The following is a 23,799-nucleotide window of genomic DNA, read 5'->3' as shown; positions in this document are numbered from 1 at the left end:
TTTATAAGGCATTCAGATAAAAATTGAAGGCAGTGTGTCTTTTTATACAAACTCTGACTAACTGACAGCAAAAACCCCGGCAAGCCGGGGTTTTTCACTGGGTAGCAGTAATACGAAAGTGCCGCACAGAGGCATCACTTGAGATTGAGCACATCCTGCATGTCATAAAGACCGGCACCCTGCTGACCAAGCCACTTGCCCGCTCGCACAGCACCGTTGGCGAAGGTCAGGCGACTGGAGGCCTTGTGGCTGATCTCCACCCGCTCGCCTATATCGGCAAACATGACGGTATGCTCCCCCACCAGATCGCCGGCGCGAATGGTGGCAAAGCCGATAGTGTTGCGATCCCGCTCGCCAGTGATCCCCTCGCGACCATAGACGGCGCACTCCTTGAGATCCCGACCCAGCGTTTTGGCGACCACTTCCCCCATGGATAGCGCAGTACCGGATGGCGCATCTACCTTGTGGCGATGGTGGCCCTCGATGATCTCGATGTCGGTGTAATCCCCCATCACCTTGGCGGCCTGCTCCAGCAGCTTGAACACCAGGTTGACCCCGACCGAGTAGTTGGAGGCGAACACGATACCGATCTGCTTGCCCGCCTCTTTCAGGGCGGCCTTGCCTGCATCGTCAAAACCGGTGGTGCCGATCACCATCTGCTTGTGGTGGGCCAGCGCAAAGGCCAGATTGGCAAGGGTCACCTCGGGGCGGGTGAAGTCGATGATGAGATCAAACTCATCGCGCACCTTGTCCAGACTATCGCTGATGGCCACGCCCAGATGGCCCAGCCCATTGAGCTCACCGGCATCAAGGCCGATCACCGCCGAACCCGGCCGCTCCAGCGCGGCACCGACCACTACGCCATCTGTGTTGGTGATGGCCTCCAGCAGCACCTTGCCCATACGACCATTACAGCCCATCACGGCCACACGGATCGGATTGTCCATCTCCACCCTCTCATCTCTTTTAATTATGGAAAGAGACCGTTTTACCAGCCCGCGCCGGGTTTGAAAAGCCATGATGCCACCACTCCTTGCTGCACTCGCCAACGGCAGCGCCCGCTGGCTGGCCATGAACTTCCTTTTGGTCACAGGCCGTCTTTCATCGTCTCACTCCATCATTTGGCAGACCGGGTGCCATCTGATAGGTTCGAACGAGTGAAATGCCAGCATAAGCAAAATCAGGGCAACGCCCGTGTCGATATCAAATGAGGTGCAAGGATGAGCGCAGGATTGCTGTTTGCTGTGGGGTTGATATCACTGACCCTGGTCATGCTGGCCGCGGCTCTGCTGTTTGGCGGGCCGAGTCCGGCACCGGCGATGGCCAGCATCAACGACCCTTTCAAGGGGAGTGGCTGGAGCAACATGCCACCTCTCTCAAGATACCCAGCGCGTGACGGCACGCAGCTGGCCTATCGGCATTATGGCGCAGAGGGCAGTACGAAGAACAACAAGGTCAAGGGCAGCGTGGTACTGGTTCACGGCTCTTCTGCCAGCAGTCAGAGCATGCACAAGATGGCGAGCGCCTTTTCGCAAGCGGGATACGACGCCTACACCCTCGATATTCGCGGCCATGGCGCATCGGGCAACAAAGGCACCATTGCCTACATCGGTCAGCTTGAAGACGATCTGGAAGATTTCATCAAGTCGGTAGCCCCCGACAAGCCTGCAACACTCGTCGGCTTCTCGTCAGGGGGGGGCTTTGTGCTGCGCGTTGCTGGCAGCACGCGACAAACCCTGTTCGAGAGCTATCTGCTGCTCTCCCCCTATCTTGGCCCCACCGCCGCCAACTACCGGCCCAACAGCGGTGGCTGGGTGCGTGTCGGCTTGCCTCGCCTCATCGCCCTGAGCATCCTCAATGGTTTCCATATTTCCGCACTCAACCATCTGACCGTGCTGAACTTTGCCCTTAATGATGAGGCGAAATCCCTGCTGACCCCCTCTTACTCCTTCAACCTTGCCTCTAACTTTCAGCCAGAGCGCGACTATCAGCAGAATTTACGCAATGTGCAACGCCCCTGCGCCGTGATCGCGGGTGCAAATGACGAAGCCTTCCAAACAGATCAACTTGAACCTGAGTTAAGACGTCTCGGCATCTCCTGGTCTGTCACCTTGCTGCCTGGTATTGGCCACATTCCGCTGACGCTGGAACAGGATGCTCTCGCGACAGCCGTTCAGGCGGTGGAGAAACTGACACAATAACCACACAGCCCAGGTCTTGTGTCCACGCGTTCTGGAAATATCCGTACCATGCTCACGTAGAGATAGAGAGAGGTGCGGCTGACGTTTGGCAGCGGGAGAAATCCCCAAGATGGCATGCAGAGATCTTATCGTTTACCTCTTTCCTTATTAAAGGCACGCGATACCCCCAGATACTCGCGGACTGCGTCAGAACAGCAGTGAACAATAAACAGCACTAACTTCTTTTTCCGAATATTCTTTGGATATCTCAATAACACCAGAATCATCAAACAAAAACACCTATCCATCTGGACGTCTATCTTGACCAAGCGAGGTTGACTCACTACTGTGGGCCCCCCAATGCGGCAGGATGCCCGCCCTGTTTTCCCCCTATCCCTATCCGATACAGGTACAAAGCAGTTTATGACAGGAGGTCATTGTTCAATTTCAGAGGAACACATGATCCAGACTCAACCCAGTGCCAGGGCCTTGTTGCCACTTCTGGTTTTTCTCGCACTCTTTATCGGTACCGGTACCTGGCTGACCCTGCAGGGGGTCGAATTCGCCTTCTATCAGCTGCCCGCTCCGGTTGCTGCCCTGCCTGCGGTGATACTCGCCCTGCTGCTTGGCAAAGAGAGCTTCAACAGCAATCTGGAGACCTTCTTCAAGGGGGTTGGCCACAGCAATATCATGGCGATGTGCCTTATCTATCTGCTGGCGGGCGCCTTTGCCAGCGTGGCCAAGGCCACCGGCGGGGTTGATGCTACTGTGGCGCTGGGCCTGTCTCTCATCCCTGGCTGGGCGCTGTTGCCCGGGCTGTTCCTCATCTCTGCCTTTATTGCCACCGCCATGGGTACCTCCATGGGCACCATAGGTGCCGTGGCGCCGGTGGCCCTCGGTGTGGCGCAGGCGGCCGGTATCGATCCTGTGCTGATGGCAGGTACCATTCTCTCCGGCGCCATGTTTGGCGATAACCTCTCCATCATCTCCGACACCACCATAGCAGCAACCCGCAGCCAGGGGTGCGAGATGAAGGACAAGTTCCGCGAAAACTTCAAGATTGCGGCCCCAGCTGCCATCGCGGTGATCCTGCTCTATCTGACCCTGGGCTCAGTGGGTGAATCCCCTGCCAGCGGCAGCGCCATCGAGCTGTTCAAGGTAATGCCTTATCTGCTGATCCTGGGGCTGGCGCTCGCCGGGGTGAATGTGTTTGTGGTGCTGGGGATCGGTATTCTGGCCGCCGGTGTGGTGGGCATGATCAACGGCTACGCCATCGGTCAGTTCAGCAAGGATATCTATCAGGGCTTTACCGGCATGCAGGAGATCTTCCTGCTCTCCATGCTGATAGGCGGTCTCGGCGCCCTGATGGAGCGTCAGGGTGGTCTGGCCTGGATCAGCGAGCGCATCAGCGCCCTGATTGCCCGTTTCACTCGCGAGCACAATGGTGAACAGAACGAGAAAGCGGCCGAGCTCGGCATCGCCGGGGTGGTGAGCCTCACCAACCTGTGCACCGCCAACAACACGGTGGCTATTATCGTCGCCAGCAAGGTGGCCCGGGATCTGGCCGAACACCACGGTGTCACCCCGCGCCGAGCCGCCTCCATGCTCGATATTTTCTCCTGCGTGGTACAGGGTCTGATCCCCTGGGGCGCACAGGCGCTGCTGCTGGGATCCATCTTCGCCCTGTCGCCGTTGGCGGTAGTAAGCATGAGTTTCTACCCGATGGCGCTCGCGGTAGCAGCACTCATTGCCGTGTTTGTGAAGCACCAGATGCGCGGCAAAGCTGACAAGTAACAGACCAGAGGCTGGCGCGCCGACATGCCATCAACAGGGGCCACACCCTGGCACTTGTTGACTCACTATCGGATCCGCCAGCATTTATCCCACCGTCCCGGGCATCAGCCGCCCGGGGCGGGAGTTCCCCTGCCCCCCTTAACGTCAAGAGTGAATGTGCTAAGGTAGAGCGCGTTCAAGCCATCGATGCGCAGCTATACCAGAGGTTCCCCATGCATGAGTCCCAACCCGAACGTCAATCCCTGCGCCAACTGGTTCGTCAACGCCGCAAAAATCTGAGCCCGGCCGAGCAGCAGGCGGCGGCCCAACAGCTGCTGGCCCAGTTCAAGCAACACCCCGAGATCCTCGCCGCCAAGCGCATTGCCCTCTATCTGGCCAATGATGGGGAGATCAACCCCTTGCCCACCATCCATTGGCTGTGGGCCCAGCACAAAGAGGTCTACCTGCCGGTGCTCCACCCCTTTACCCCGGGTCACCTGCTCTTTTTGCGCTATACCGCCACCAGCCCCATGGTGCGCAACCGCTACGGCATCGAAGAGCCGGAGCTGGATATCCTGCAGGTGGTGCCCCACAGCACGCTCGATCTTATCTGCACCCCGCTGGTCGCCTTCGATGCCCAGGGCAATCGTCTTGGCATGGGGGGCGGCTACTACGATCGTACCCTTGCCATCTGGCATGAGCACAAGCTGGGCCCCAAGCCACTCGGCATTGCCCACGACTGCCAGCAGGTAGATGCCGTCCCGCAAGAGGAGTGGGATGTGCCGCTGCCCCAGATCATAACCCCGAGCCACTGCTGGCGCTTTGAATAGGCTGTTTTTGGCAGGCAGCCCCGGCTTTGTGCGCGCAAACGCAGAATAAACAGGCAAACGATTTACAAAGTCCCTCTTTTTGCCCAGGAACGTGAGCAACAAGGTCGCGACGGGGTACCGGGTTGGATATAATGCGCCCGCTTTTTTCTTAAGGAACGATCATGACTCAAGATGAAATGAAGAAGGCGGCCGGTTGGGCTGCGCTCAAGTATGTGGTTCCCGGCACCATCGTCGGGGTGGGCACCGGCTCTACCGTCAACCACTTTATCGACGCGCTGGCGACCATGAAGGACGAGATCAAGGGGGCGGTATCCAGCTCCGTGGCCTCTACCGAGCGCCTCAAGGGCTTCGGCATCACCGTATATGATCTCAACGAGATCGACGCCCTCTCCGTCTATGTGGATGGCGCCGACGAGATCAACGCAACCCGCGACATGATCAAGGGCGGTGGCGCAGCCCTGACCCGCGAGAAGATCGTTGCCGCCGTCGCAGACAAGTTCATCTGCATCATCGACAACACCAAAACCGTCGACGTGCTGGGCCAGTTCCCGCTGCCGGTCGAAGTGATCCCGATGGCCCGCGAATACGTGGCCCGTGAAATCCGCAAACTGGGTGGCAACCCGGTGTGGCGTGAAGGGGTGGTCACCGACAACGGCAACCACATTCTGGATGTAAAAGGCATGGCCATTACCGACGCCAAGGCGCTGGAAGTGCGACTGAACGCCATTGTTGGCGTGGTCACCAACGGCCTGTTCGCCGCCCGCGGCGCCGATGTTGTCCTGATCGGTACGCCGGACGGCGTGATTACCCAGTAATCCCGACACCGGTAGCACAGTGCAGCGGCATCCTCCCTCGTCCGCCAGCGCCACTCTGCCAGCCCTGACGCAACAGCGGCGTTGATTGAGCCCCGGGATGGAATATGACCCAAACATTGCACTGTGAATAAATGACGGCGCCTGATGGCGCCGTTTTTATTTATCCCTCAACAAGTTGCATACGGATGTTTACAACATTCGTTGATAACTTCAAAGAATTTGACTTTCGTCACAAATATTCCCTCTCCCAAACGTTTTTGCTACTTTACGGTTTTCTTCGCACACCAAATCTGCACTTACGTTTGCACATACAGAGGGATCGTCATGACTGCCAAGTTTTCGTTGGACAAGGATAAAATCAAGGTTCTGCTGCTGGAGGGGGTTCACCCCAACACCGTAGAGACCTTTCGTGCCGCAGGTTACACCAGTGTGGAGTATCTCAAGACCTCGCTCTCCGAAGAGGAGCTGATCGAGCAGATCCGCGACGTCCATTTCATCGGGCTGCGCTCCCGCACCCAGATCACCGAGAAAGTCCTCGACGCCGCCAACAAGCTGGTCGCCATCGGCTGCTTCTGCATCGGTACCAACCAGGTCGAGCTGGAAGCGGCCCAGATCCGCGGTATTCCGGTCTTCAACGCCCCCTTCTCCAACACCCGCTCGGTCGCCGAGCTGGTACTGGGCGAGATCCTGCTGCTGCTGCGCGGCATCCCCGAGAAGAACGCCAAGTGCCATCGCGGCGTGTGGGAAAAACTGGCCAACCGCTCGGTGGAAGCGCGCGGCAAGAAGCTCGGCATCATCGGCTACGGCCACATCGGTACCCAGCTTGGCATCATCGCCGAAAGCATCGGGATGAAGGTTTATTACTACGATATCGAGAACAAGCTCTCGCTGGGCAACGCCATCCAGGTACCAAGCATGGTCGAGCTGCTGAATATGTCTGACGTCATCAGCCTGCACGTACCGGAGACCGCCTCTACCAAGAACATGATCGGTGCCGAGCAGCTGCGGATGATGAAACCGGGCGCCATCTTCATCAACGCCGCCCGCGGTACCGTGGTGGATATCGACGCCTTGGCTGACGTCATCAAGAGCGGCCATATCGCCGGCGCCGCCATCGACGTCTTCCCGGTCGAGCCCAAGTCCAATGACGAAGAGTTCCAAAGCCCGCTGCGTGGGCTGGAGAACGTCATCCTGACCCCGCACATCGGTGGCACCACCCATGAGGCGCAGGAGAACATCGGGCTGGAAGTAGCCAACAAGCTGGTCAAATACTCCGACAACGGCTCCACCCTCTCCGCCGTCAACTTCCCGGAAGTGTCGCTGCCGGGCCACAAGGGCTCCAGCCGCCTGCTGCACATTCACCGCAACCAGCCGGGCGTGATGAACCAGATCAACCAGATCTTCGCCGAAGAGGGGATCAACATCGCCGGTCAATACCTGCAGACCAGCAGCCATATCGGTTACGTGGTGATCGATGTGGAGACAGAGCACAGCGAGAAGGCGCTCGCCAAGCTCAAGGAGATCAACGGCACCATCCGTGCCCGCATCCTCCACTGATAGACCCTTATCTGCGCAGCAAAAAGCCCGTCGTGATGACGGGCTTTTGTATGAAGCAGAACCTCAAAGCAGCGTAGTGGCTTACCACCACCCCAACAGGTTGCGGCCCACCAGCGCCCCCCATACCAGGGCGTTCAGGGCCAGCGCGATAAAGACGGCGGCGGAGCCCAAATCCTTCGCGCGGCCGGAGAGCTCATGATGCTCGGAGCCAACCCTGTCTACCACAGCTTCAATGGCGGAGTTGAGGATCTCGACGATCACCACCAGCCAGCTGATGACAATAAGCAGCAGGATCTGGTTGAGGGAATCCCCCAGCCAGAAGGCCAGCGGCATCAGCAACAGGATCAGCATCAGCTCCTGCCGAAACGCCGCCTCGTTAATCCAGGCTGACTTGAGCCCCTTCATGCTGTAACCGGTTGCGTTGATGATGCGGGTGACCCCGGTTGCCCCTGGCTTTGCCACGCTATCTACCTCATTTGGAATCGATTTTGGCCTCACATCCTATCAGAGCCCCCCAAGGTTTCAATCGGTGGACTTTTGCTTTATTTTATCTCTTTGCTTTTTCGCCCCTTGCGGCTGACACCACCCACTCGAGACTTGAGTTGTATGTCCATTCACACAGATGAATTGCGCACCCGTCGCCTGGAGTCACTGATCACTCCGAGCGAGCTTGCACACGCGTTTCCGATCACCGATACCATTGCCCAGAATCTGCTGGATGCCCGTCGCGAAGTGGAAGCCATTCTGGCCGGAGACGATCAGCGCCTGCTGGTCATTGTCGGCCCCTGCTCTATCCATGATCCCGCTGCTGCTCGCGAGTATGCCCTGCGCCTCAACGCCCTGCGCGAGCAGTATAAAGAGAGTCTCTGCATCGTGATGCGCACCTACTTCGAGAAGCCGCGCACCATCGTCGGCTGGAAAGGGCTGATCAATGATCCGCGCCTCGATGGCAGTTTCGACGTCAACGAAGGGCTGAAACTGGCGCGCAAACTGCTGGTCGACATCAACGAGATCGGCATGCCCACCGCCACCGAATTCCTCGATATGGTGACCGGCCAGTATATTGCCGACCTCATCACCTGGGGCGCCATCGGCGCACGTACCACCGAATCCCAGGTACACCGCGAGATGGCTTCGGCCCTCTCCTGCCCGGTTGGCTTCAAGAACGGCACCGACGGCAATACCCGCATCGCCATCGATGCGGTGCGCGCCGCCCGTCACAGCCACATCTTCTATTCGCCGGACAAGGACGGCAAGATGACCATCTACCGCACCGCCGGTAACCCCTTTGGTCATGTGATCCTGCGTGGCGGCCACCGACCCAACTACGACACCGCCAGTGTCGATGAAGCGTGTGAAGCGTTGGCCGATGTGGGCCTGCCGGAGCGTCTGGTGGTCGATTTCAGCCACGGCAACAGCATGAAGGATCACCGCCGTCAGCTGCTGGTGGCGCAAGATATCTGCGATCAGCTGCGCCGCGGCCGGACCGGCATCGCCGGCATCATGGCCGAAAGCTTCCTGGTGGAAGGGCGTCAGGATGTGGAGAACGGCTGCGCCGCCACCTTTGGCCAGAGCATCACCGATGCCTGTCTGTCATGGAGCGACACCGAAACCCTGCTGGCAATGCTGGCCGAAGCCGCGCGGGTGCGCCTGAGCAAACAGGCTTGAACTGCGAATAAAACCAAAGAGGCCGGTATTTTTGATACCGGCCTCTTCTTCTTGCTGTCAGCCGATGACGCTTCGCTAATCGGCCCTACATGCGCCCTCTTTCCTGTACACCCTACTCACAAACTGGGCATAAACCACACGCGCCCTGCCGCTTCGATGCGGTCGGTGCGGATCTGGAATACCTGCGCCAGCAGCGCCTCATCCACCAGCTCGACACCCCCTTCGCGCACCACCGCGCCCCCTTGCAGGCAGAGAATGCGGTCGGCCCAGTCGATGGCCAGATTGATATCGTGGATGGCGAGCACCACCAGCAAGCCCTGCCCGGCCAGGGTTTTCAGCAACCGCAATAGCGCCAGCTGGTGATGCAGGTCGAGCCCCGCCAGCGGCTCGTCCAGCAGCAGCACCTTGCCGGTCGGATTGAGGCCCGGCCACACCTGCAGCAGGGTGCGGGCAATCAGCACCCGCTGCTGCTCGCCCCCCGACAACCTGCTGAAGTCACGAGCCAGCAAAGCTTCCAGCTCCAATGCCTCGCACAATGCATTTATCGCCTCGTTCTGTCTGGCAGGTGCAACCATCTCATCGAGCCCCAGGCTCAACACCTGAAACACCGGAATATGAAACAGCTGGGGCTGACGCTGGGGCAGCATGGCGCGCCGTTTGGCAAGCTCGGGCCAACTCATGTCAGTAAGCACTTCCCCCCCCAGCAGCACTGTGCCATCGGCGGATAAAATCCCCGCCAGCGCCCCGAGCAGGGTCGACTTGCCACTGCCATTGGGGCCAAGCAGCGCCACCAACTGGCCGCCATGCCAGCGGATATCTAGAGGAGAGAGCCGTCCGGCAATGGCGAGTGCGCGCGCCTCCAGCAGCGGCGCAGCAGCACGAGAAGAAACCGGCATGGGATCAGCGGGTGACATCGGCATCTTGCCTCAACAACGGGTAAATAAGGAGACTGCGCGCCCCGACCAAATCATGCAGATATTCATGCAGCACCATCGGCAGTTTGCCTCAATAGCAGGTAGATAAAGAGCGGCGCCCCCACCGAGGCGGTGATGACGCCGATAGGCAACTCCCCCGCGCTCAGGGTGGATCGAGCAACCAGATCGGCCGCCAGCAGCAGGGCCCCGCCGCCAAGCGCCGAGGCAGGCAGCAGAAAGCGCTGATCGCTGCCACCGCAGAGCCGCAGCAGATGGGGCACCACCAACCCGACAAAACCGATGACACCACACAACGACACCGCCACACCGGTCAGCAGACAGACCGCCAGCACCAGCCGCACCCGCAACTTGTCGACATCCATCCCCATCAGGCGGGCCTGGGTCTCCCCCAACAACAACTGTTGCAGCGCCTTGCCCTGCCAGCAGAGCCAGCCCAGGGTGAGCGGCAGCACCAGCCACCACCAGGCAAACTGCTGGCTGCCGTAAGAGAGGCTGCCCATCATCCAGAACATGAATTCACGCAAGGAGCCATCATCGGCAAAGTACATCAACCAGGTCATGGCGGCATTGGTGAGAATGCCGATGGCGACGCCAAACAATAGCAAGCGGGCATGGCCGAGACGCGCCCGACGAGCCAGCCGAATGAGCAGCATGGTCACCAGCAGGGCGCCACCGAAGGCCGCCAGCGACAGCCCCCAGCCAGGCAGATAGAGGCCGAGGGACTTGGCCACCGCCATCGCAACCATGGCAGCCAGTCCTGCTCCGCTTGAAACGCCAAGCAGCCCGGGTTCGGCTACCGGGTTGTGCAGCATCACCTGCAATACGGCGCCGCCACAAGCGAGCGCGGCGCCAGCCAATAGGGCCAGCAGGGCGCGCGGCAGGCGCAGCTCCAGCAGGATGCGCTGTTCGAGATCGCCAAGGGGCTGCCAGGGCAGCAGCACAAACTCGCCCCAGACGAGGGAGAAGAGAAACAGCAGCAGGGTCAGCAGCGTCAGGCCACAGAGCCAGCGCCGCTGCCAGCGCTGCTGGCGGGCGATAAGCGAGAGGTACAAGGAGGATCCCCGAATAACAAGGCTTCCCCCCAGCCCTGTCGCAGCGCCGGGGGAGAAGCAGGAAAATGGCATGATAACAGTGGCTTGCCACCCAAGGTCAAGGCTGGTAACGCTTGGCCATCACGCTTATCTCGCCGCTGGCCACCAGATTTTGCAGCGCCACCAGCAAGGGCTGGCGCAGCGACTGGTGAGGTGAGTGCTTGCTCATCCCCAGATAGAGGGTCACCGGCGTGGCGGGACGGTAGTCCGCCTTGCCTATCCGGCTGGCATTTCCCTGACTCAGGGCATAGTCCACCTGACAGTCGGTACCGATCATCAGCGGCAGGTGACCACGCTGCACCATGCGCAGCAGCTGATCTTCGGTAGGTACTCCATGCTTGTCGAGGCGGCTGTCACTGTTGAAGGGCTCAAAGTAGGCGGAGTTGAGCACATAGCCCACCTTCACCCCCTGCAGATCGCGGTATTGGTGGATCCGGGCCACATTGACCGGCTGACCATAAAACGCGGGCCAGCACTGGTAGTAGGCAGGCTGCAGATAGTCGATAAACTGCGCCCGCTCGGCGGTATAGGCGAGACCAATCATCAGATCGACCTGGCCGGTCTGCATCTGCTTGAGCGCCCTGCCCCACGGCATCCGCCGTACCTGCAACTCAATGCCGCTCGCCTGTTGCAACCGGCGCAGGATGTCCATGTCGAGCCCCTGCAACCGGCCATCCGCTTGCAGGATGCGAAATGGCGGCCACAGATCGGTGGCCACCGTCAGCGTCGGGGCCGCACGCAACGGCATGGCAAATAACAGTAACAACACAATCCCGCATAACTTGCCCATCCCGTCGCATACCTCGCACGGCTTATCCTGTTGGTTAAAAATACCCTCCCGCACCACGTATGAAAACCCGTGGTTCAGGGATAAAATGCGCCGGATTTTCAAGGAGAACCCTATGAACCCGATTTTCACCAGTATCGGTCTGCTGCTCTGCAGCAACGTCTTTATGACCTTCGCCTGGTACGCTCACCTCAAGAGCATGAACCATAAACCCTGGATCATTGCCGCCCTGGTGAGCTGGGGTATCGCCCTGTTCGAATACCTGCTGCAAGTGCCCGCCAACCGCATCGGCCATACGGTGATGAGCGTGGGCCAACTTAAAATCCTGCAAGAAGTGATCACACTCACCGTATTCGTCCCCTTCTCTATCTTCTATCTCAAGGAAGATCTGAAATGGGACTATCTCTGGGCAGGGCTCTGCATTCTCGGTGCGGTCTTTTTTGTCTTTCGCGAGAAACTGACCGGCGCCTGAGGCTGTACACTCAATATCATCCCGCTCATGGCATCTCATTGATCGACGAGGCAAAAAAATGGAATTGCGAGATATGTTACAGATCCTGGCCAAGCAGGATGGCTCAGACCTCTATCTGTCGACCGGCGCCCCCCCCTGCGCCAAGTTTAACGGCGGCCTTCGCCCCCTCAACGAAACGCCGCTGGAGCCGGGTGAAGTGGCGCGGATCGCCGCCGAGATCATGGATGGCGAGCAGAAACTGCAATTTGACAAGGAGCTGGAGATGAACCTTGCCATCTCCCTGCCCCAGATCGGCCGCTTTCGGGTCAACATCTTCAAGCAGCGCAACGAAGTCTCTCTGGTGGCCCGCAACATCAAGACCGAAATCCCCCGCTTTGAAGATCTCAAACTCCCGCCTGTGCTGCTCGACACCATCATGGAGAAACGCGGTCTGGTGCTGTTTGTCGGCGGTACCGGCTCGGGTAAATCTACCTCGCTGGCGGCGCTTATCGACCACCGCAACCGCAACAGCGGCGGCCACATCATCACCATCGAGGATCCGGTGGAGTTCGTTCATCGCCACCGCAAGAGCATCATCAACCAGCGGGAGGTTGGCGTGGATACCCGCAGCTTCCACGCAGCCCTGAAAAACACCCTGCGTCAGGCGCCGGACGTCATTCTTATCGGTGAGATCCGCGATCGCGAGACCATGGAGCATGCGCTGGCCTTCTCCGAAACCGGCCACCTTGCCATCTCCACCCTGCACGCCAACAACGCCAACCAGGCGCTGGATCGCATCATCAACTTCTTCCCCGAGGAGCGTCGCCCCCAACTGCTCAACGATCTGGGCAACAACCTCAAGGCCTTTGTCTCCCAGCGGCTGGTGAAAACCACCGATGGCGGCCGCCGGGCCGCGGTGGAGATCATGCTTGGCACCCACACCATCCGCGACATGATCAAGCGCGGCGAATTTGGTGGTCTCAAAGAGGTGATGGAGAAATCCAAGGCCCTCGGCATGGTCACCTTCGACAGTGCCCTGTTTGATCTGGTGGTGGAAGGGGTAATTGAGGAAGAAGAGGCGGTGAAGAACGCCGACTCGGCCAACAACCTGCGCCTCAAGATCAAGCTGTGGAAGGAGAAGGGGCAGATTGCCAGCAGCAGCGATGCCACCGGCTGGAGCCTCGAACCCACCAAGGACGAGAAGGGCGATTTTTTCTAACTAGCCCCTCGAGAACCCCGAGCCCGCCCGGGGTTCTCTTTATCCAGCACGGCTGACCCGACTTATCCCTCAGCTCACGCAGATCACAGCCAGTCAGCACCAACGGCGAACGCGCTGGCAATACGCCACATACTCGTCGCCGAAACGGGCATGCAACAGCCGCTCCTCCGGCATTATCTGGAAGCGGGTCAGCCAGGCCACCAGCACGATTGGCCCAACCCAGACCCAACTTCCACCGAGATAACAGCCCCAGGCGGCCAGCCAGCAGAGCAGCCCCAGATACATGGGATTGCGACTGACACGATAGACGCCACAGGTCACCAGACGACTGGTGTGCTGAGGTTTGGTGGGGCTGACCGTGGTCTGGTGGTGACGAAATCGTTGCAGGGCACCAAAGCCCATGATGGCCCCCGCCACGACCAGCACAGCCATCAGCGCCATTGCCCAGATGCCGGGCTGACTCTCCCCTCTTAGCCACCACATGGCCCCGGCACAGAGCAGAAAGATCAGCGGTGGTGGCAAACGTAACTCAAGATTGACCATTTTCTTCCCCTGACGAGTGTCGGCCGAACCCGTGTTGCGGTAGACTCCCAACCAGTCAGCGCCTGTTGAGAGTGACAAAGATCATAATAATAACAACAAGTTGTGGTTAAACCACCACCAATGTGGCCGACCCCGTCCAAACTATCCAACGCGAATAACAAAAAGGAATCACCATGCACAAGAAAACTCTGCTGGCTACCCTGATCTTCGGCCTGCTCGCGGGCCAAGCCGTTGCGGCTCCCTATCTGCCCCTTGCGACGGATCATCGCAACGGCCAGGAGCAAACCGCCAGCAACGCCTGGTTGGAAGTGGATCTGGGCGCCTTTGAACACAATATCCAGACCCTCAAGGATCGTCTCGGTGACAAGGGCCCGCAGATCTGCGCCATCATGAAGGCCGACGCTTACGGTCATGGCATCGACCTGCTGGTCCCCTCCGTGGTCAAGGCAAATATCCCCTGCATCGGCATCGCCAGCAACGAAGAGGCGCGCGTCGCCCGCGAGAAGGGCTTTACCGGCCGTCTGATGCGGGTGCGTGCTGCCACCCCGGATGAAGTAGAGCAGGCCCTGCCCTACAAGATGGAGGAGCTGATCGGCAGTCTGGTCAGTGCCCAGGGTATCGCCGATATCGCCCAGCGCCACCACACCACCATTCCGGTGCATATTGCACTCAACTCCGCCGGCATGAGCCGCAACGGCATCGACCTGCGTCTGGCCGATGCCAAGCAGGATGCGCTGGCCATGCTCAAGCTAAAGGGGATCACCCCGGTCGGCATCATGACCCACTTCCCGGTTGAGGAGAAAGAGGACGTCAAGATGGGACTGGCCCAGTTCAAACTGGACTCCCAGTGGCTGCTGGAAGCGGGCAAGCTGGATCGCAGCAAGATCACCATCCACGCCGCCAACTCCTTCGCCACTCTGGCCGTGCCGGACGCCTACTTCGACATGGTGCGCCCGGGCGGCCTGCTCTACGGTGACTCCATCCCCTCCCACACCGAATACAAGCGGGTGATGGCATTCAAGACCCAGGTCGCCTCTGTCAACCACTATGCAGCGGGTAACACCGTCGGTTATGACCGCACCTTTACTCTCAAGCGTGACTCCTGGCTCGCCAACCTGCCGCTGGGCTACTCCGATGGCTATCGCCGGTCACTGAGCAACAAGGCCTATGTGCTGATCCAGGGTCAGAAGATGCCGGTGGTCGGCAAGACTTCCATGAACACCATCATGGTGGACGTGACGGATCTGAAAGGGGTGAAACCCGGTGACGAGGTGGTGCTGTTTGGCCGTCAGGGTGACGCCGAAGTGAAACAGGCGGATCTGGAGGAGTACAACGGCGCCCTGCTGGCGGACATGTACACCATCTGGGGCTACACCAACCCCAAGAAGATCAAACGCTGATAACACGATATGAAAAAGGGCTCCCGCGGGAGCCCTTGTTGTTATTGCTTAATTGTCTGCCGCGCTCAAGCGGCCTTTTTACGGGTCACAAACAGACTCAGCCCCATGGATGCCAGCAGGATCAATGCAACTACGCCCAGTGCAATGCCGGTCGGGATCTTGAAGATATCCAGCAGTAGCATCTTGACCCCGATAAACATCAGGATCAGCGCCAGACCGTATTTGAGCAGGGCGAAGCGATCAGCCACACCTGCCAGCAGGAAGTACATGGCACGCAGACCCATGATGGCGAAGATGTTGGAGGTCAGCACGATGAAGGGATCCGTGGTCACCGCGAAGATGGCCGGGATACTGTCCACCGCGAAGATGAGGTCGCTCACCTCCACCAACACCAGAATGAGCAGCAGCGGAGTGGCATAGCGCACACCGTCACGCCAGACGAAGAACTTCTCCCCTTCCAGGGTCTCGGTCACCTTGAAGCGACGGCGCATCCAGCCCAGCAGCGGATTGTTGGCGAGATCAGGCTCCTTGTCGGCCGCCCACAGCATCTTGGCGCCGGTCAGCAGCAAGAAAGCGCCGAACAGATAGAGGATCCAGTGGAACTGCTCGATGAGCCAGCTGCCCGCGAACACCATACCGGCACGCATCACGATGGCACCCAGCACCCCGTAGAGCAGCACCCGGCGCTGCAACTCGGCCGGAATGGCAAAGTAGCCGAACAGCATCAGCCAGACGAAGACGTTGTCCACTGCCAGCGCTTTCTCGATGAGGTAGCCGGTGAGGAACTCCAACCCCTTCTGGTTGGCGATTTCACGGCCCGCGCTGTGATCCAGCCAGAGCCAGATAGCCAGGTTGAAGAGCAGCGCCACGCTGACCCAGATGAGGGACCAGACACCCGCCTCTTTGAGGGACACCTTGTGTGACTTGCCGCCACCGACAAAGCGTATGTCTATCCATAACAGGACCAGCACTATGCTGAAGAAACCGGTCCACATCCACCATTCACCCATGTTCACTTCTCCCAAAAACGACAAAACCCACGACCGAGAGGCGTGGGTTTGCGTTTGGAGCAGATACACCTTGCCTCTCGGCAAGGTCTCACTTACAGCTGATTTGCATCGACTGCCCGGCTGCCGGGTGCACTGCAGGATATGGGTGCACCGTAATGACGACAAACCGGCGAGAAGTTACTCCCCTTGTTGCGCGGATAGTAGCAGCGGTAAAAGATAACGCCAAGAGGCATCTTCACTACCGCCAGAAATAAATCGGGGCCCCATCAAGGAGCCCCGCAAACAGGTTCAACACATCTCCATCAGAGCGGGTCGACCTTGAGGCAGGAGACCGCGTGATCGAAGTTCCCCTCCAGCACAGGGCGGGTCTTGGCACACTCGGGGCCAGCCACCGGGCAGCGGGTGCGGAACACGCAGCCTGACGGCGGATTCATCGGCGATGGCAAGTCCCCTTCCAGGATCTGGATCACCTTGTTGCGCTCCAGCTCAGGATCCGGGATCGGCACCGCAGACATCAGCGCCTTGGTGTAGGGGTGCAGCGGATTGGCGAAGATCTCCTTGCGGGTCCCCAGCTCAACGGCGTTGCCCAGATACATCACCAGCACCCGGTCGGAGATGTGTTTGACCACCGACAGGTCGTGGGCGATGAAGATAAGCGACAGCCCCATCTCCTTTTGCAGCGACTTGAGCAGGTTGACCACCTGCGCCTGAATGGATACGTCAAGTGCCGACACCGGCTCATCGCAGATGATCATCTTGGGCTCGAGGATCAGCGCCCGGGCAATCCCGATCCGCTGGCACTGACCGCCGGAGAACTCGTGCGGGTAGCGGTTGACCAGGTTGGGCAAGAGCCCCACCTTGCTCATCATGGCGCGTACCTTCTCCTTCACCTCTTCCCGCGGCAGGTTGGGGTAGAAGGTGATGAGCGGCTCGGCGATGATGTCGCCAATGGTCATACGCGGGTTCAGAGAAGCCAGCGGGTCCTGGAAGATCATCTGGATCTCTTTGCGCTTCTCGCGCAGGGCATTCTGATCGAGCTTGGTGAGATCGTCACCCAGCCACACCACCTTGCCATCGGTGGCCGGTACCAGACCGATGATGGCGCGGGCAAAGGTCGATTTGCCGCAGCCGGACTCCCCCACCACACCGAGGGTTTCACCCTCATAGAGACGCAAGGTCACCCCATCGACCGCCTTGAGGTCGGACGGTTTGGCCCAAGGCCACGCCTTGCCACTCTTGATACTGAAGTGGACCTTGAGGTCAGACACTTCCAACAGCAATTTTTTGTCGGCACCCATTTAGTTGGCCCCCTTGTTCATGGCATCCGAAACCCAGTGGCAAGCACGCTCCCGACCATCGTTGAACGGCGTCAGGATTGGCGACTGCTGGCCGCAAATCTCGCTCACCCGGTGACAACGCTCCTGGAAGGGGCAGCCGGTGGGCAGACGCAGCAGGTTGGGCGGATTGCCCGGAATGGTGGGCAGCACTTCCCCTTCGGTATCGAGACGGGGAATGGCGCGCAGCAAACCTTCGGTATAGGGGTGGCTCGGGCGATAGAAGATATCGTCCACCTTGCCGTACTCCATGGTACGACCGGCATACATCACCAGCACCTTGTTGCAGATACCGGCGACCACGCCAAGGTCATGGGTGATCATGATGATGGCGGTGTTGAACTCGCGCTTTAGCTCGTTCATCAGGGTCATGATCTGAGCCTGTACGGTCACGTCGAGCGCAGTGGTCGGCTCATCGGCGATCAGCAGTTGCGGGCGGCAGAGCAGTGCCATGGCGATCATCACCCGCTGGCGCATACCGCCGGAGAACTCATGGGGGTACATTCCCATCCGCTTGCGCGCTTCGGGGATCTTCACCGCGTCCAGCATCCGCACCGACTCCTCGAACGCCGCCGCCTTGTTCATCCCCTTGTGCAGCATCAGCACTTCCATCAGCTGATCCTGCACCTTCATGTAGGGGTTGAGCGAGGTCATGGGGTCCTGGAAGATCATGGCGATCTTCTCGGAGCGGATCTTGTTGAGCTTGGACTCCGGCAGGTTGAGGATCTCCTCACCCTGAAACTTGGCGGAACCGGTAATAATGCCGTTTTTGGCCAGCAGCCCCATGATGGCAAAGGCCGTCTGGGATTTGCCGGAGCCGGACTCGCCGACGATCCCCAAGGTTTCACCCGCAGAGAGAGAAAAGTTGAGGTCGTTGACCGCCACCACATTGCCGTCCGGGGTCTTGAACTCGACCCGCAGATCTTTCACATCCAGTAACTTCATATAAAAACTCCTTATCGGTCTTTCGTGATGCTTTCCTGTCGATCCGATGCTCGATTAACGATCTTTCGGATCGAGGGCGTCACGCAGACCATCCCCGAGGAAGTTGAAGCAAAACAGGGTCACCACCATAAAGCAGGCGGGGAACAGCAGTTGCCAGATGGCCACTTCCATCGACTTGGAGCCTTCATCCAGCAGGGCACCCCAGCTGGTCATCGGTTCCTGAACCCCAAGGCCCAGGAAACTCAGGAAGGATTCAAACATGATCATGCCCGGCACCAGCAAGGTGGCGTAAACGGCCACGATACCGAGTACGTTCGGTACGATGTGACGGGTGATGATCTTCCACTTGGAGACGCCACAGACGTGGGCTGCCTCGATAAACTCCTTGCTCTTGAGGCTGAGAGTCTGGCCGCGCACGATCCGCGCCATGTCGAGCCAGCTCACCGCCCCGATGGCGATAAAGATGAGTGCCAGATTGCGGCCAAAGAAGGTGACCAGCATGATGACAAAGAACATGAAGGGGAAGGCGTTGAGGATCTCCAGTACCCGCATCATCAGGCTGTCGACCCGCCCGCCGATAAAACCGGAGGCAGCGCCATACAAAGTACCGATGATGACCGCCACCATCGCGCCCATGATGCCGACCATCAGGGAAATGCGACCGCCCAGCAGGGTGCGCACGAACAGATCGCGCCCCAGACTGTCGGTTCCGAAGTAGTGACCCGCTTCCATATCCGGCGGCGACTGCATGGCGCCCCAGTCCGGATCGTCAAAGGTGTATTGGGACAAATGGGGGCCAAAGATGACCGCCAGACCGATGATGGTCAGAATGATCAGGCTGGTCAGTGCCGCCTTGTTGCGCAGGAAACGGCGACGGGCATCCTTCCACAGGGAGCGTCCCTCCACCACTTCCACTTTTTGCGCGAACGCCTCGATGGCATCGCGTTTTTCAGTTGAAACAACCATGATGAACTCCCGAATTAGTAACGGATCTTGGGATCGATAAAGGCGTAGAGAATATCGACCACAGCGTTAAAGGTGATGGTGAGGGCGCCGACCAGAATGGTCAGACCGAGCACCATGGAGTAATCACGGTTAAGGGCACCGTTGACGAACAACTGACCGATCCCCGGCAGGCCGAAGATGGTCTCGATCACCACGGAACCTGTGATGATGCCGACAAAGGCCGGGCCCAGATAGGAGACCACCGGCAACATGGCCGGACGCAGCGCGTGTTTCAGGATGATGTGGCGCAGCGGCAAGCCCTTGGCACGGGCGGTACGGATGAAGTTGGAGTTCATGGTCTCGATCATGCTGCCCCGCATGATCCGCGAGATGGCTGAGATGTAGTACATCATCATGCCGAACACCGGCAACACCATAAACTGGATGCCACCACCCTGCCATCCACCGGCAGGGAACCAGCCCAGATGAATACTGAAAAAGAGCACCAGCAAGGGCGCCAGCACAAAGCCCGGGATCACCACCCCGGCCATGGCCGACGACATCAGTAGATAGTCGATGATGGTGTTCTGTTTCAGTGCCGCTATGGTGCCGAAGGTGACCCCCAGCAGCACGGCGAAGAAGAAGGCCGTGGTCCCGATCTTGGCGGAAACAGGCAGCGCCTGGCTCACCAGATCATTGACGGTGAAATCCTTGTATTTGAAAGAGGGGCCCAAATCACCCTGCACCAGGTTGCCCAGGTAAGTGAGATATTGCATGCCAATGGGTTTGTCGAGCCCGTATTTGGCCTCGATATTGGCGATGACTTCAGGGGGCAGTGAACGCTCGCTGGTAAAGGGGTTACCGGGGGCGAAACGCATCATGAAGAAAGAGACGGTGATCAAGACCAGCAGAGTCGGGATCGCTTCCAATAGCCGTTTAAAAATGAATTTCAACATAGACATTTCCTGTCCTGTACTGCTTCCAAAGGGTCGCGGTTGTAATAAAGGCCCACCGTCTGGCGGGCCCTGCTTGTTATGCGACTTGTTGCTTTAAATCAGTGAGCAATGATGTACATATCTTTGCTGTAGAGGTTATCCAGCGGGTTGGCCGGATAGCCGCCTACATAGGGTTTGACCATACGGGCAGTCACGTACTGGTAGATGGGGGCAATCGGCATGTCCTTGGCCAGGATCTCTTCAGCCTGGACGTAGAGCTTGTTACGGGCCGCCACATCAACCTGATCACGGGATGAATCCATCAGCTTGTCGAACTCCGGATTGGAGTACTTGCCGTCGTTGTTACCGTGGGTGGTCTGCATCAGATCCAGCATGGAGGAGGCTTCGTTGTAGTCGGCGATCCAGCCGGCACGACCTACGTCAAACTGACCCTGTTTCTTGGTTTCCAGGTAAGTTTTCCACTCCTGGTTGACCAGGCTCACCTGCACCCCCAGCTTCTTCCACATGGAGGCCACGGCCACAGCCACTTTCTTGTGGTTGTCGTCGGTGTTGTAGAGCAGCTCGAACTTAAGCGGCTTGCTGGCATCGAAACCGGCCTCTTGCAGCAGCGCCTTGGCCTTAGCATCACGCTCGGCCTGGGTCATCTTCGACCACTCGGGCGCTACCGGCTTGAAGCCATCGACGAAGTCCGGCACCAGGGTGTAACCCGGCGTCTGGCCCTGACCCATCACCTTGTCGGCGATCACGTTGCGATCAATGGCATAGGAGAGCGCAGTACGGACACGCACATCGTCAAACGGCTTCTTCTTGACGTTGTACTGGTAGTAGTAAGTACCAACATAACCGGTCACTTTCAGCTCGTCCGGCTTCTCTTTCTTCATCTGCTTGAAGCGCTCGATGGGCATCTGATAGGTGATGTCCACTTCGCCCGCCAGATAGCGGCTCAGGTCGGCGTTGGTAGACTGGATGGGCAGATAGACCACCTTGTTGATGACGGTCTTGCCATCGTTCCAGTAGTGCTTGTTGCGCTCCACTTCGACGCGCTCGTTCACCACCCAGTTCTTCAGGGTATAGGCACCGTTGGATACCATATTTTCCGGCTGGGTCCACTTGTCACCAAACTTCTCGATCACCTTCTTCGGTACCGGATAGGTGGTGGTGTGGGAGAGCATGCTGACGAAGTAAGGGATCGCTTTCTCGAGCTGCACTTCGAAGGTGTAGTCGTCGGTCGCCTTCACGCCCAGCGTATCAGCCGGCTTTTTACCTGCGATGATCTCGGAGGCATTGGCAATAGTCGGGATCTCCAGATACCAGGAGTAAGGAGAGGCGGTTTTCGGATCAACGGCACGCTGGAAAGCAAAAACGAAATCGTGGGCAGTGACCGGGTCACCGTTGGACCACTTGGCATCTTTGCGCAGGTGGAAGACGTAGTGCTTGTTATCCTTGGTTTCCCAGGATTCAGCCACAGCCGGGAGAATTTCCCCTTTCGGGCCGGATGCAACGAGACCTTCGAACAGGTCGCGCAGGATATTGGATTCGACCGTTCCTTCGGTCTTGTGCGGGTCAAGGGTCGCAGGCTCGGAGCCGTTGCCTTTTACCAGTTGCTGGACTTCAGCCAGCTTGGTTCCCGCCGGGACATCGGCAGCCTGAGCCACATTGACGCCACCAAACAGTGCAGCCATCAGCAATGTGTTAATCATTGTTTTTTTATGAGTCATTTCCCTACTCCAACAAGAACATTCCATGCATTTTTTAAAGTGACGGGGTTAAAACCCGCTCCCAGCATAATTCCCTGCCAATTCCGATAATGCAACAGATATTGTCAGGGTAACCGTCATTTTCTGGTCAAAAAATCAGCTGGCGTGCGCTTTTTCAGTATTAAAACACCGGCAAAGCGCTCATTTTTCACACAAACGACCGATTCTAGAAAAGACCGGGCAAAAAGCAACCAATAAAAAGCCGGTCACGAGGACCGGCTTTCATAAAGCGGAGCTGGCTCACATCAGGCTGGGGAAAACCCCCTTGATACCGGCCACCATGATCTCGATACCCAGCGACATCATGATAAGACCCATGATACGGGTCACCACGTTGATGCCGGTGTTGCCCATGATCTTGAACAGCAGCGGCGCGGCGCGGAAGATGAGCCAGGAGCAGAAAGAGAAGACAACGACAACCACTGACATGCCGAGCAGCTGCTGCCAGTGGCTCTGGCTGGCATAGACAATTACCGAGGAGATGGCACCGGGGCCCGCCATCAGCGGCAGCGCCAGCGGTACCACGGCGATAGACTCGCGCACCGCCAGTTCGCCCTTTTCCTGTTTGTTGTGCTTCACCTCGCCCAGCTTGCCCTGCAGCATCGACCAGGCAATCAGGGTAATCAGCGACCCACCGGCAATACGGAACGATGCCAGCGAGATACCAAACCCATCGAGGATCAGCTGCCCCATATACATGGAGACCAGCAGGATCACCATCACCGCGATATTGGCGGTGGTATTGGTTTTCATCCGCTCGGCCTGGGTATGGTGGCTGGTCAGGCTGACAAACACCGGCAACAAACCAAGCGGGTTGATAATTGCGAACAAACCGACAAAAAACTTCAGATACAACGAGACGTCAATTGCTGCCATAGGCGCCTTCCAATAGAGTTTCGGGCCCAGCGGGCCAGTCCATTAATTTCGTGCGTAAATTTACATCATAGCCAGAGCGGGCACCAATCAAATAATCTCACCATTTTGAGGGTTTTTTAGTTAGTTCATCTAATGCATCCGCGCTAACTGGCATAAACCGATGCCAAAAGCCCTTTCTACCGCCCGACACGCGCCAGAAAAGTGAGCGCAAGCCTGCTTAATCATGACCAGAGAGTAAGACGGTGACTGACCGAATGACCAAGCGACTCGAGAGGATCCAGGCTTTGCCTTCCCACTATTTCAGGCCAGACATCACTTCATTGACTCGGCAAGAGAGCCACAATGCAAAAACCGGGAAAGGGGACAGAAATGGCCCCCTTGGGGAATAAAGCTGATTAGTCATGGATTAAAACAACAATCATTTTTGCAACAAACGCTGGAATAAAGCGCGTTTGTCGGTGGTTTTGAAACCGATTCACTCATATTTGCTAACCTGCACAGCCAAAACGGCCCTACTATCTGATGGCGAAGTGCAATTAACCACTTGATAAATGTGGTTTATTACCCTGCGTTAACAAGTCTCTCGCCTTTCCCTTTGATGCACATTCCGATAACATCAGTCAAACAAGGATTGTGAAATAAAATTTCTTTTGTTCTTTTGTTACACATGATCCAGATCAAGTTTTTCTGAGTCAGCCCCGCTCTATAATCGACTCAGAAAGCGATT

General features: G+C 58.2%; 22 protein-coding genes. 9 read left to right on the top strand and 13 right to left on the bottom strand.

Annotated features, from left to right (window positions below):
• Window positions 1-134: 134 nt before the first annotated feature.
• Window positions 135-947 (bottom strand): 4-hydroxy-tetrahydrodipicolinate reductase, encoded by an 813-nt coding sequence (gene dapB, locus AACR14_RS14365; RefSeq protein WP_005347132.1) that lies wholly within the window; start codon window positions 945-947, stop codon window positions 135-137.
• 273 nt (window positions 948-1,220) lie between these two features.
• Between dapB and AACR14_RS14360 the strand changes: the two genes are divergently transcribed.
• The 5 genes from AACR14_RS14360 to serA all read left to right on the top strand — a co-directional run bounded on the left by AACR14_RS14360 (window position 1,221) and on the right by serA (window position 7,155).
• A complete protein-coding gene (locus tag AACR14_RS14360; RefSeq protein WP_026035103.1) occupies window positions 1,221-2,201 on the top strand; it encodes an alpha/beta hydrolase in 981 nt (326 codons plus the stop codon).
• Window positions 2,202-2,639: 438 nt separating this feature from the next.
• Window positions 2,640-3,974 carry a Na+/H+ antiporter NhaC family protein gene (locus AACR14_RS14355; RefSeq protein WP_019446659.1) on the top strand — a complete coding sequence of 445 codons (1,335 nt, stop codon included), beginning with the start codon at window positions 2,640-2,642 and terminating at the stop codon, window positions 3,972-3,974.
• A 212-nt stretch (window positions 3,975-4,186) separates the two neighbouring features.
• On the top strand, window positions 4,187-4,783 hold the full coding sequence (locus tag AACR14_RS14350; RefSeq protein WP_005337635.1) for a 5-formyltetrahydrofolate cyclo-ligase: 597 nt from the start codon (window positions 4,187-4,189) through the stop codon (window positions 4,781-4,783).
• Between the two features lie 161 nt (window positions 4,784-4,944).
• The gene (rpiA, locus tag AACR14_RS14345; protein WP_005353106.1) at window positions 4,945-5,598 is read left to right on the top strand and encodes a ribose-5-phosphate isomerase RpiA; all 654 of its coding nucleotides are present in this window, start codon (window positions 4,945-4,947) and stop codon (window positions 5,596-5,598) included.
• A gap of 324 nt (window positions 5,599-5,922) precedes the next feature.
• On the top strand, window positions 5,923-7,155 hold the full coding sequence (serA, locus tag AACR14_RS14340) for a phosphoglycerate dehydrogenase (protein ID WP_005337639.1): 1,233 nt from the start codon (window positions 5,923-5,925) through the stop codon (window positions 7,153-7,155).
• Between the two features lie 81 nt (window positions 7,156-7,236).
• On the opposite strand, the gene AACR14_RS14335 is transcribed toward serA, so the two are convergent.
• A complete protein-coding gene (locus AACR14_RS14335; protein WP_005337641.1) occupies window positions 7,237-7,617 on the bottom strand; it encodes a diacylglycerol kinase in 381 nt (126 codons plus the stop codon).
• A 144-nt stretch (window positions 7,618-7,761) separates the two neighbouring features.
• Here AACR14_RS14335 and AACR14_RS14330 point away from each other — a divergent pair, with 144 nt between their 5' ends.
• A complete protein-coding gene (locus AACR14_RS14330) occupies window positions 7,762-8,823 on the top strand; it encodes a 3-deoxy-7-phosphoheptulonate synthase (RefSeq protein WP_019446658.1) in 1,062 nt (353 codons plus the stop codon).
• A 116-nt stretch (window positions 8,824-8,939) separates the two neighbouring features.
• On the opposite strand, the gene AACR14_RS14325 is transcribed toward AACR14_RS14330, so the two are convergent.
• The 3 genes from AACR14_RS14325 to AACR14_RS14315 all read right to left on the bottom strand — a co-directional run bounded on the left by AACR14_RS14325 (window position 8,940) and on the right by AACR14_RS14315 (window position 11,639).
• Window positions 8,940-9,737 carry an ATP-binding cassette domain-containing protein gene (locus AACR14_RS14325; RefSeq protein WP_019446657.1) on the bottom strand — a complete coding sequence of 266 codons (798 nt, stop codon included), beginning with the start codon at window positions 9,735-9,737 and terminating at the stop codon, window positions 8,940-8,942.
• Between the two features lie 65 nt (window positions 9,738-9,802).
• The gene (gene btuC, locus AACR14_RS14320) at window positions 9,803-10,810 is read right to left on the bottom strand and encodes a vitamin B12 ABC transporter permease BtuC (RefSeq protein ID WP_019446656.1); all 1,008 of its coding nucleotides are present in this window, start codon (window positions 10,808-10,810) and stop codon (window positions 9,803-9,805) included.
• 97 nt (window positions 10,811-10,907) lie between these two features.
• Window positions 10,908-11,639, bottom strand: a complete 732-nt coding sequence (locus AACR14_RS14315) for a substrate-binding periplasmic protein (RefSeq protein ID WP_019446655.1) — start codon at window positions 11,637-11,639, stop codon at window positions 10,908-10,910.
• A 112-nt stretch (window positions 11,640-11,751) separates the two neighbouring features.
• Between AACR14_RS14315 and AACR14_RS14310 the strand changes: the two genes are divergently transcribed.
• The gene (locus AACR14_RS14310) at window positions 11,752-12,108 is read left to right on the top strand and encodes a DMT family protein (protein ID WP_005337656.1); all 357 of its coding nucleotides are present in this window, start codon (window positions 11,752-11,754) and stop codon (window positions 12,106-12,108) included.
• 58 nt (window positions 12,109-12,166) lie between these two features.
• On the top strand, window positions 12,167-13,306 hold the full coding sequence (tapW, locus tag AACR14_RS14305) for a type IVa pilus ATPase TapW (RefSeq protein WP_019446654.1): 1,140 nt from the start codon (window positions 12,167-12,169) through the stop codon (window positions 13,304-13,306).
• Window positions 13,307-13,399: 93 nt separating this feature from the next.
• Here tapW and AACR14_RS14300 read toward each other — a convergent pair whose 3' ends face one another.
• On the bottom strand, window positions 13,400-13,849 hold the full coding sequence (locus AACR14_RS14300) for a methyltransferase family protein (RefSeq protein WP_019446653.1): 450 nt from the start codon (window positions 13,847-13,849) through the stop codon (window positions 13,400-13,402).
• Window positions 13,850-14,022: 173 nt separating this feature from the next.
• Between AACR14_RS14300 and alr the strand changes: the two genes are divergently transcribed.
• On the top strand, window positions 14,023-15,249 hold the full coding sequence (gene alr, locus AACR14_RS14295; RefSeq protein WP_019446652.1) for an alanine racemase: 1,227 nt from the start codon (window positions 14,023-14,025) through the stop codon (window positions 15,247-15,249).
• 65 nt (window positions 15,250-15,314) lie between these two features.
• Here the strand turns inward: alr and AACR14_RS14290 are convergent, their stop codons facing one another.
• The 7 genes from AACR14_RS14290 to AACR14_RS14260 form a co-directional block, all read right to left on the bottom strand.
• A complete protein-coding gene (locus tag AACR14_RS14290; protein ID WP_005337664.1) occupies window positions 15,315-16,259 on the bottom strand; it encodes a TerC family protein in 945 nt (314 codons plus the stop codon).
• A 302-nt stretch (window positions 16,260-16,561) separates the two neighbouring features.
• Entirely contained in the window at window positions 16,562-17,557 is a 996-nt protein-coding gene (gene oppF / locus AACR14_RS14285) for a murein tripeptide/oligopeptide ABC transporter ATP binding protein OppF (protein WP_005337666.1), read from the bottom strand.
• Window positions 17,558-18,538 carry an ABC transporter ATP-binding protein gene (locus AACR14_RS14280; RefSeq protein WP_019446651.1) on the bottom strand — a complete coding sequence of 327 codons (981 nt, stop codon included), beginning with the start codon at window positions 18,536-18,538 and terminating at the stop codon, window positions 17,558-17,560.
• Between the two features lie 54 nt (window positions 18,539-18,592).
• The gene (oppC, locus tag AACR14_RS14275) at window positions 18,593-19,504 is read right to left on the bottom strand and encodes an oligopeptide ABC transporter permease OppC (RefSeq protein WP_019446650.1); all 912 of its coding nucleotides are present in this window, start codon (window positions 19,502-19,504) and stop codon (window positions 18,593-18,595) included.
• 14 nt (window positions 19,505-19,518) lie between these two features.
• Window positions 19,519-20,439 (bottom strand): oligopeptide ABC transporter permease OppB, encoded by a 921-nt coding sequence (gene oppB, locus AACR14_RS14270; protein WP_005337672.1) that lies wholly within the window; start codon window positions 20,437-20,439, stop codon window positions 19,519-19,521.
• Window positions 20,440-20,537: 98 nt separating this feature from the next.
• Window positions 20,538-22,157 (bottom strand): ABC transporter substrate-binding protein, encoded by a 1,620-nt coding sequence (locus tag AACR14_RS14265; RefSeq protein WP_026035101.1) that lies wholly within the window; start codon window positions 22,155-22,157, stop codon window positions 20,538-20,540.
• 279 nt (window positions 22,158-22,436) lie between these two features.
• Window positions 22,437-23,072, bottom strand: coding sequence for a YchE family NAAT transporter (locus AACR14_RS14260; protein WP_005337678.1), 636 nt, complete (start codon window positions 23,070-23,072; stop codon window positions 22,437-22,439).
• Window positions 23,073-23,799: the final 727 nt, after the last annotated feature.

Origin of the sequence: Aeromonas sp. 159 (genome assembly GCF_963862045.1) — a bacterium.
Taxonomy (GTDB): Bacteria; Pseudomonadota; Gammaproteobacteria; order Enterobacterales; family Aeromonadaceae; genus Aeromonas; species Aeromonas veronii.
This window is presented reverse-complemented; position numbering and strand designations above follow the sequence as displayed.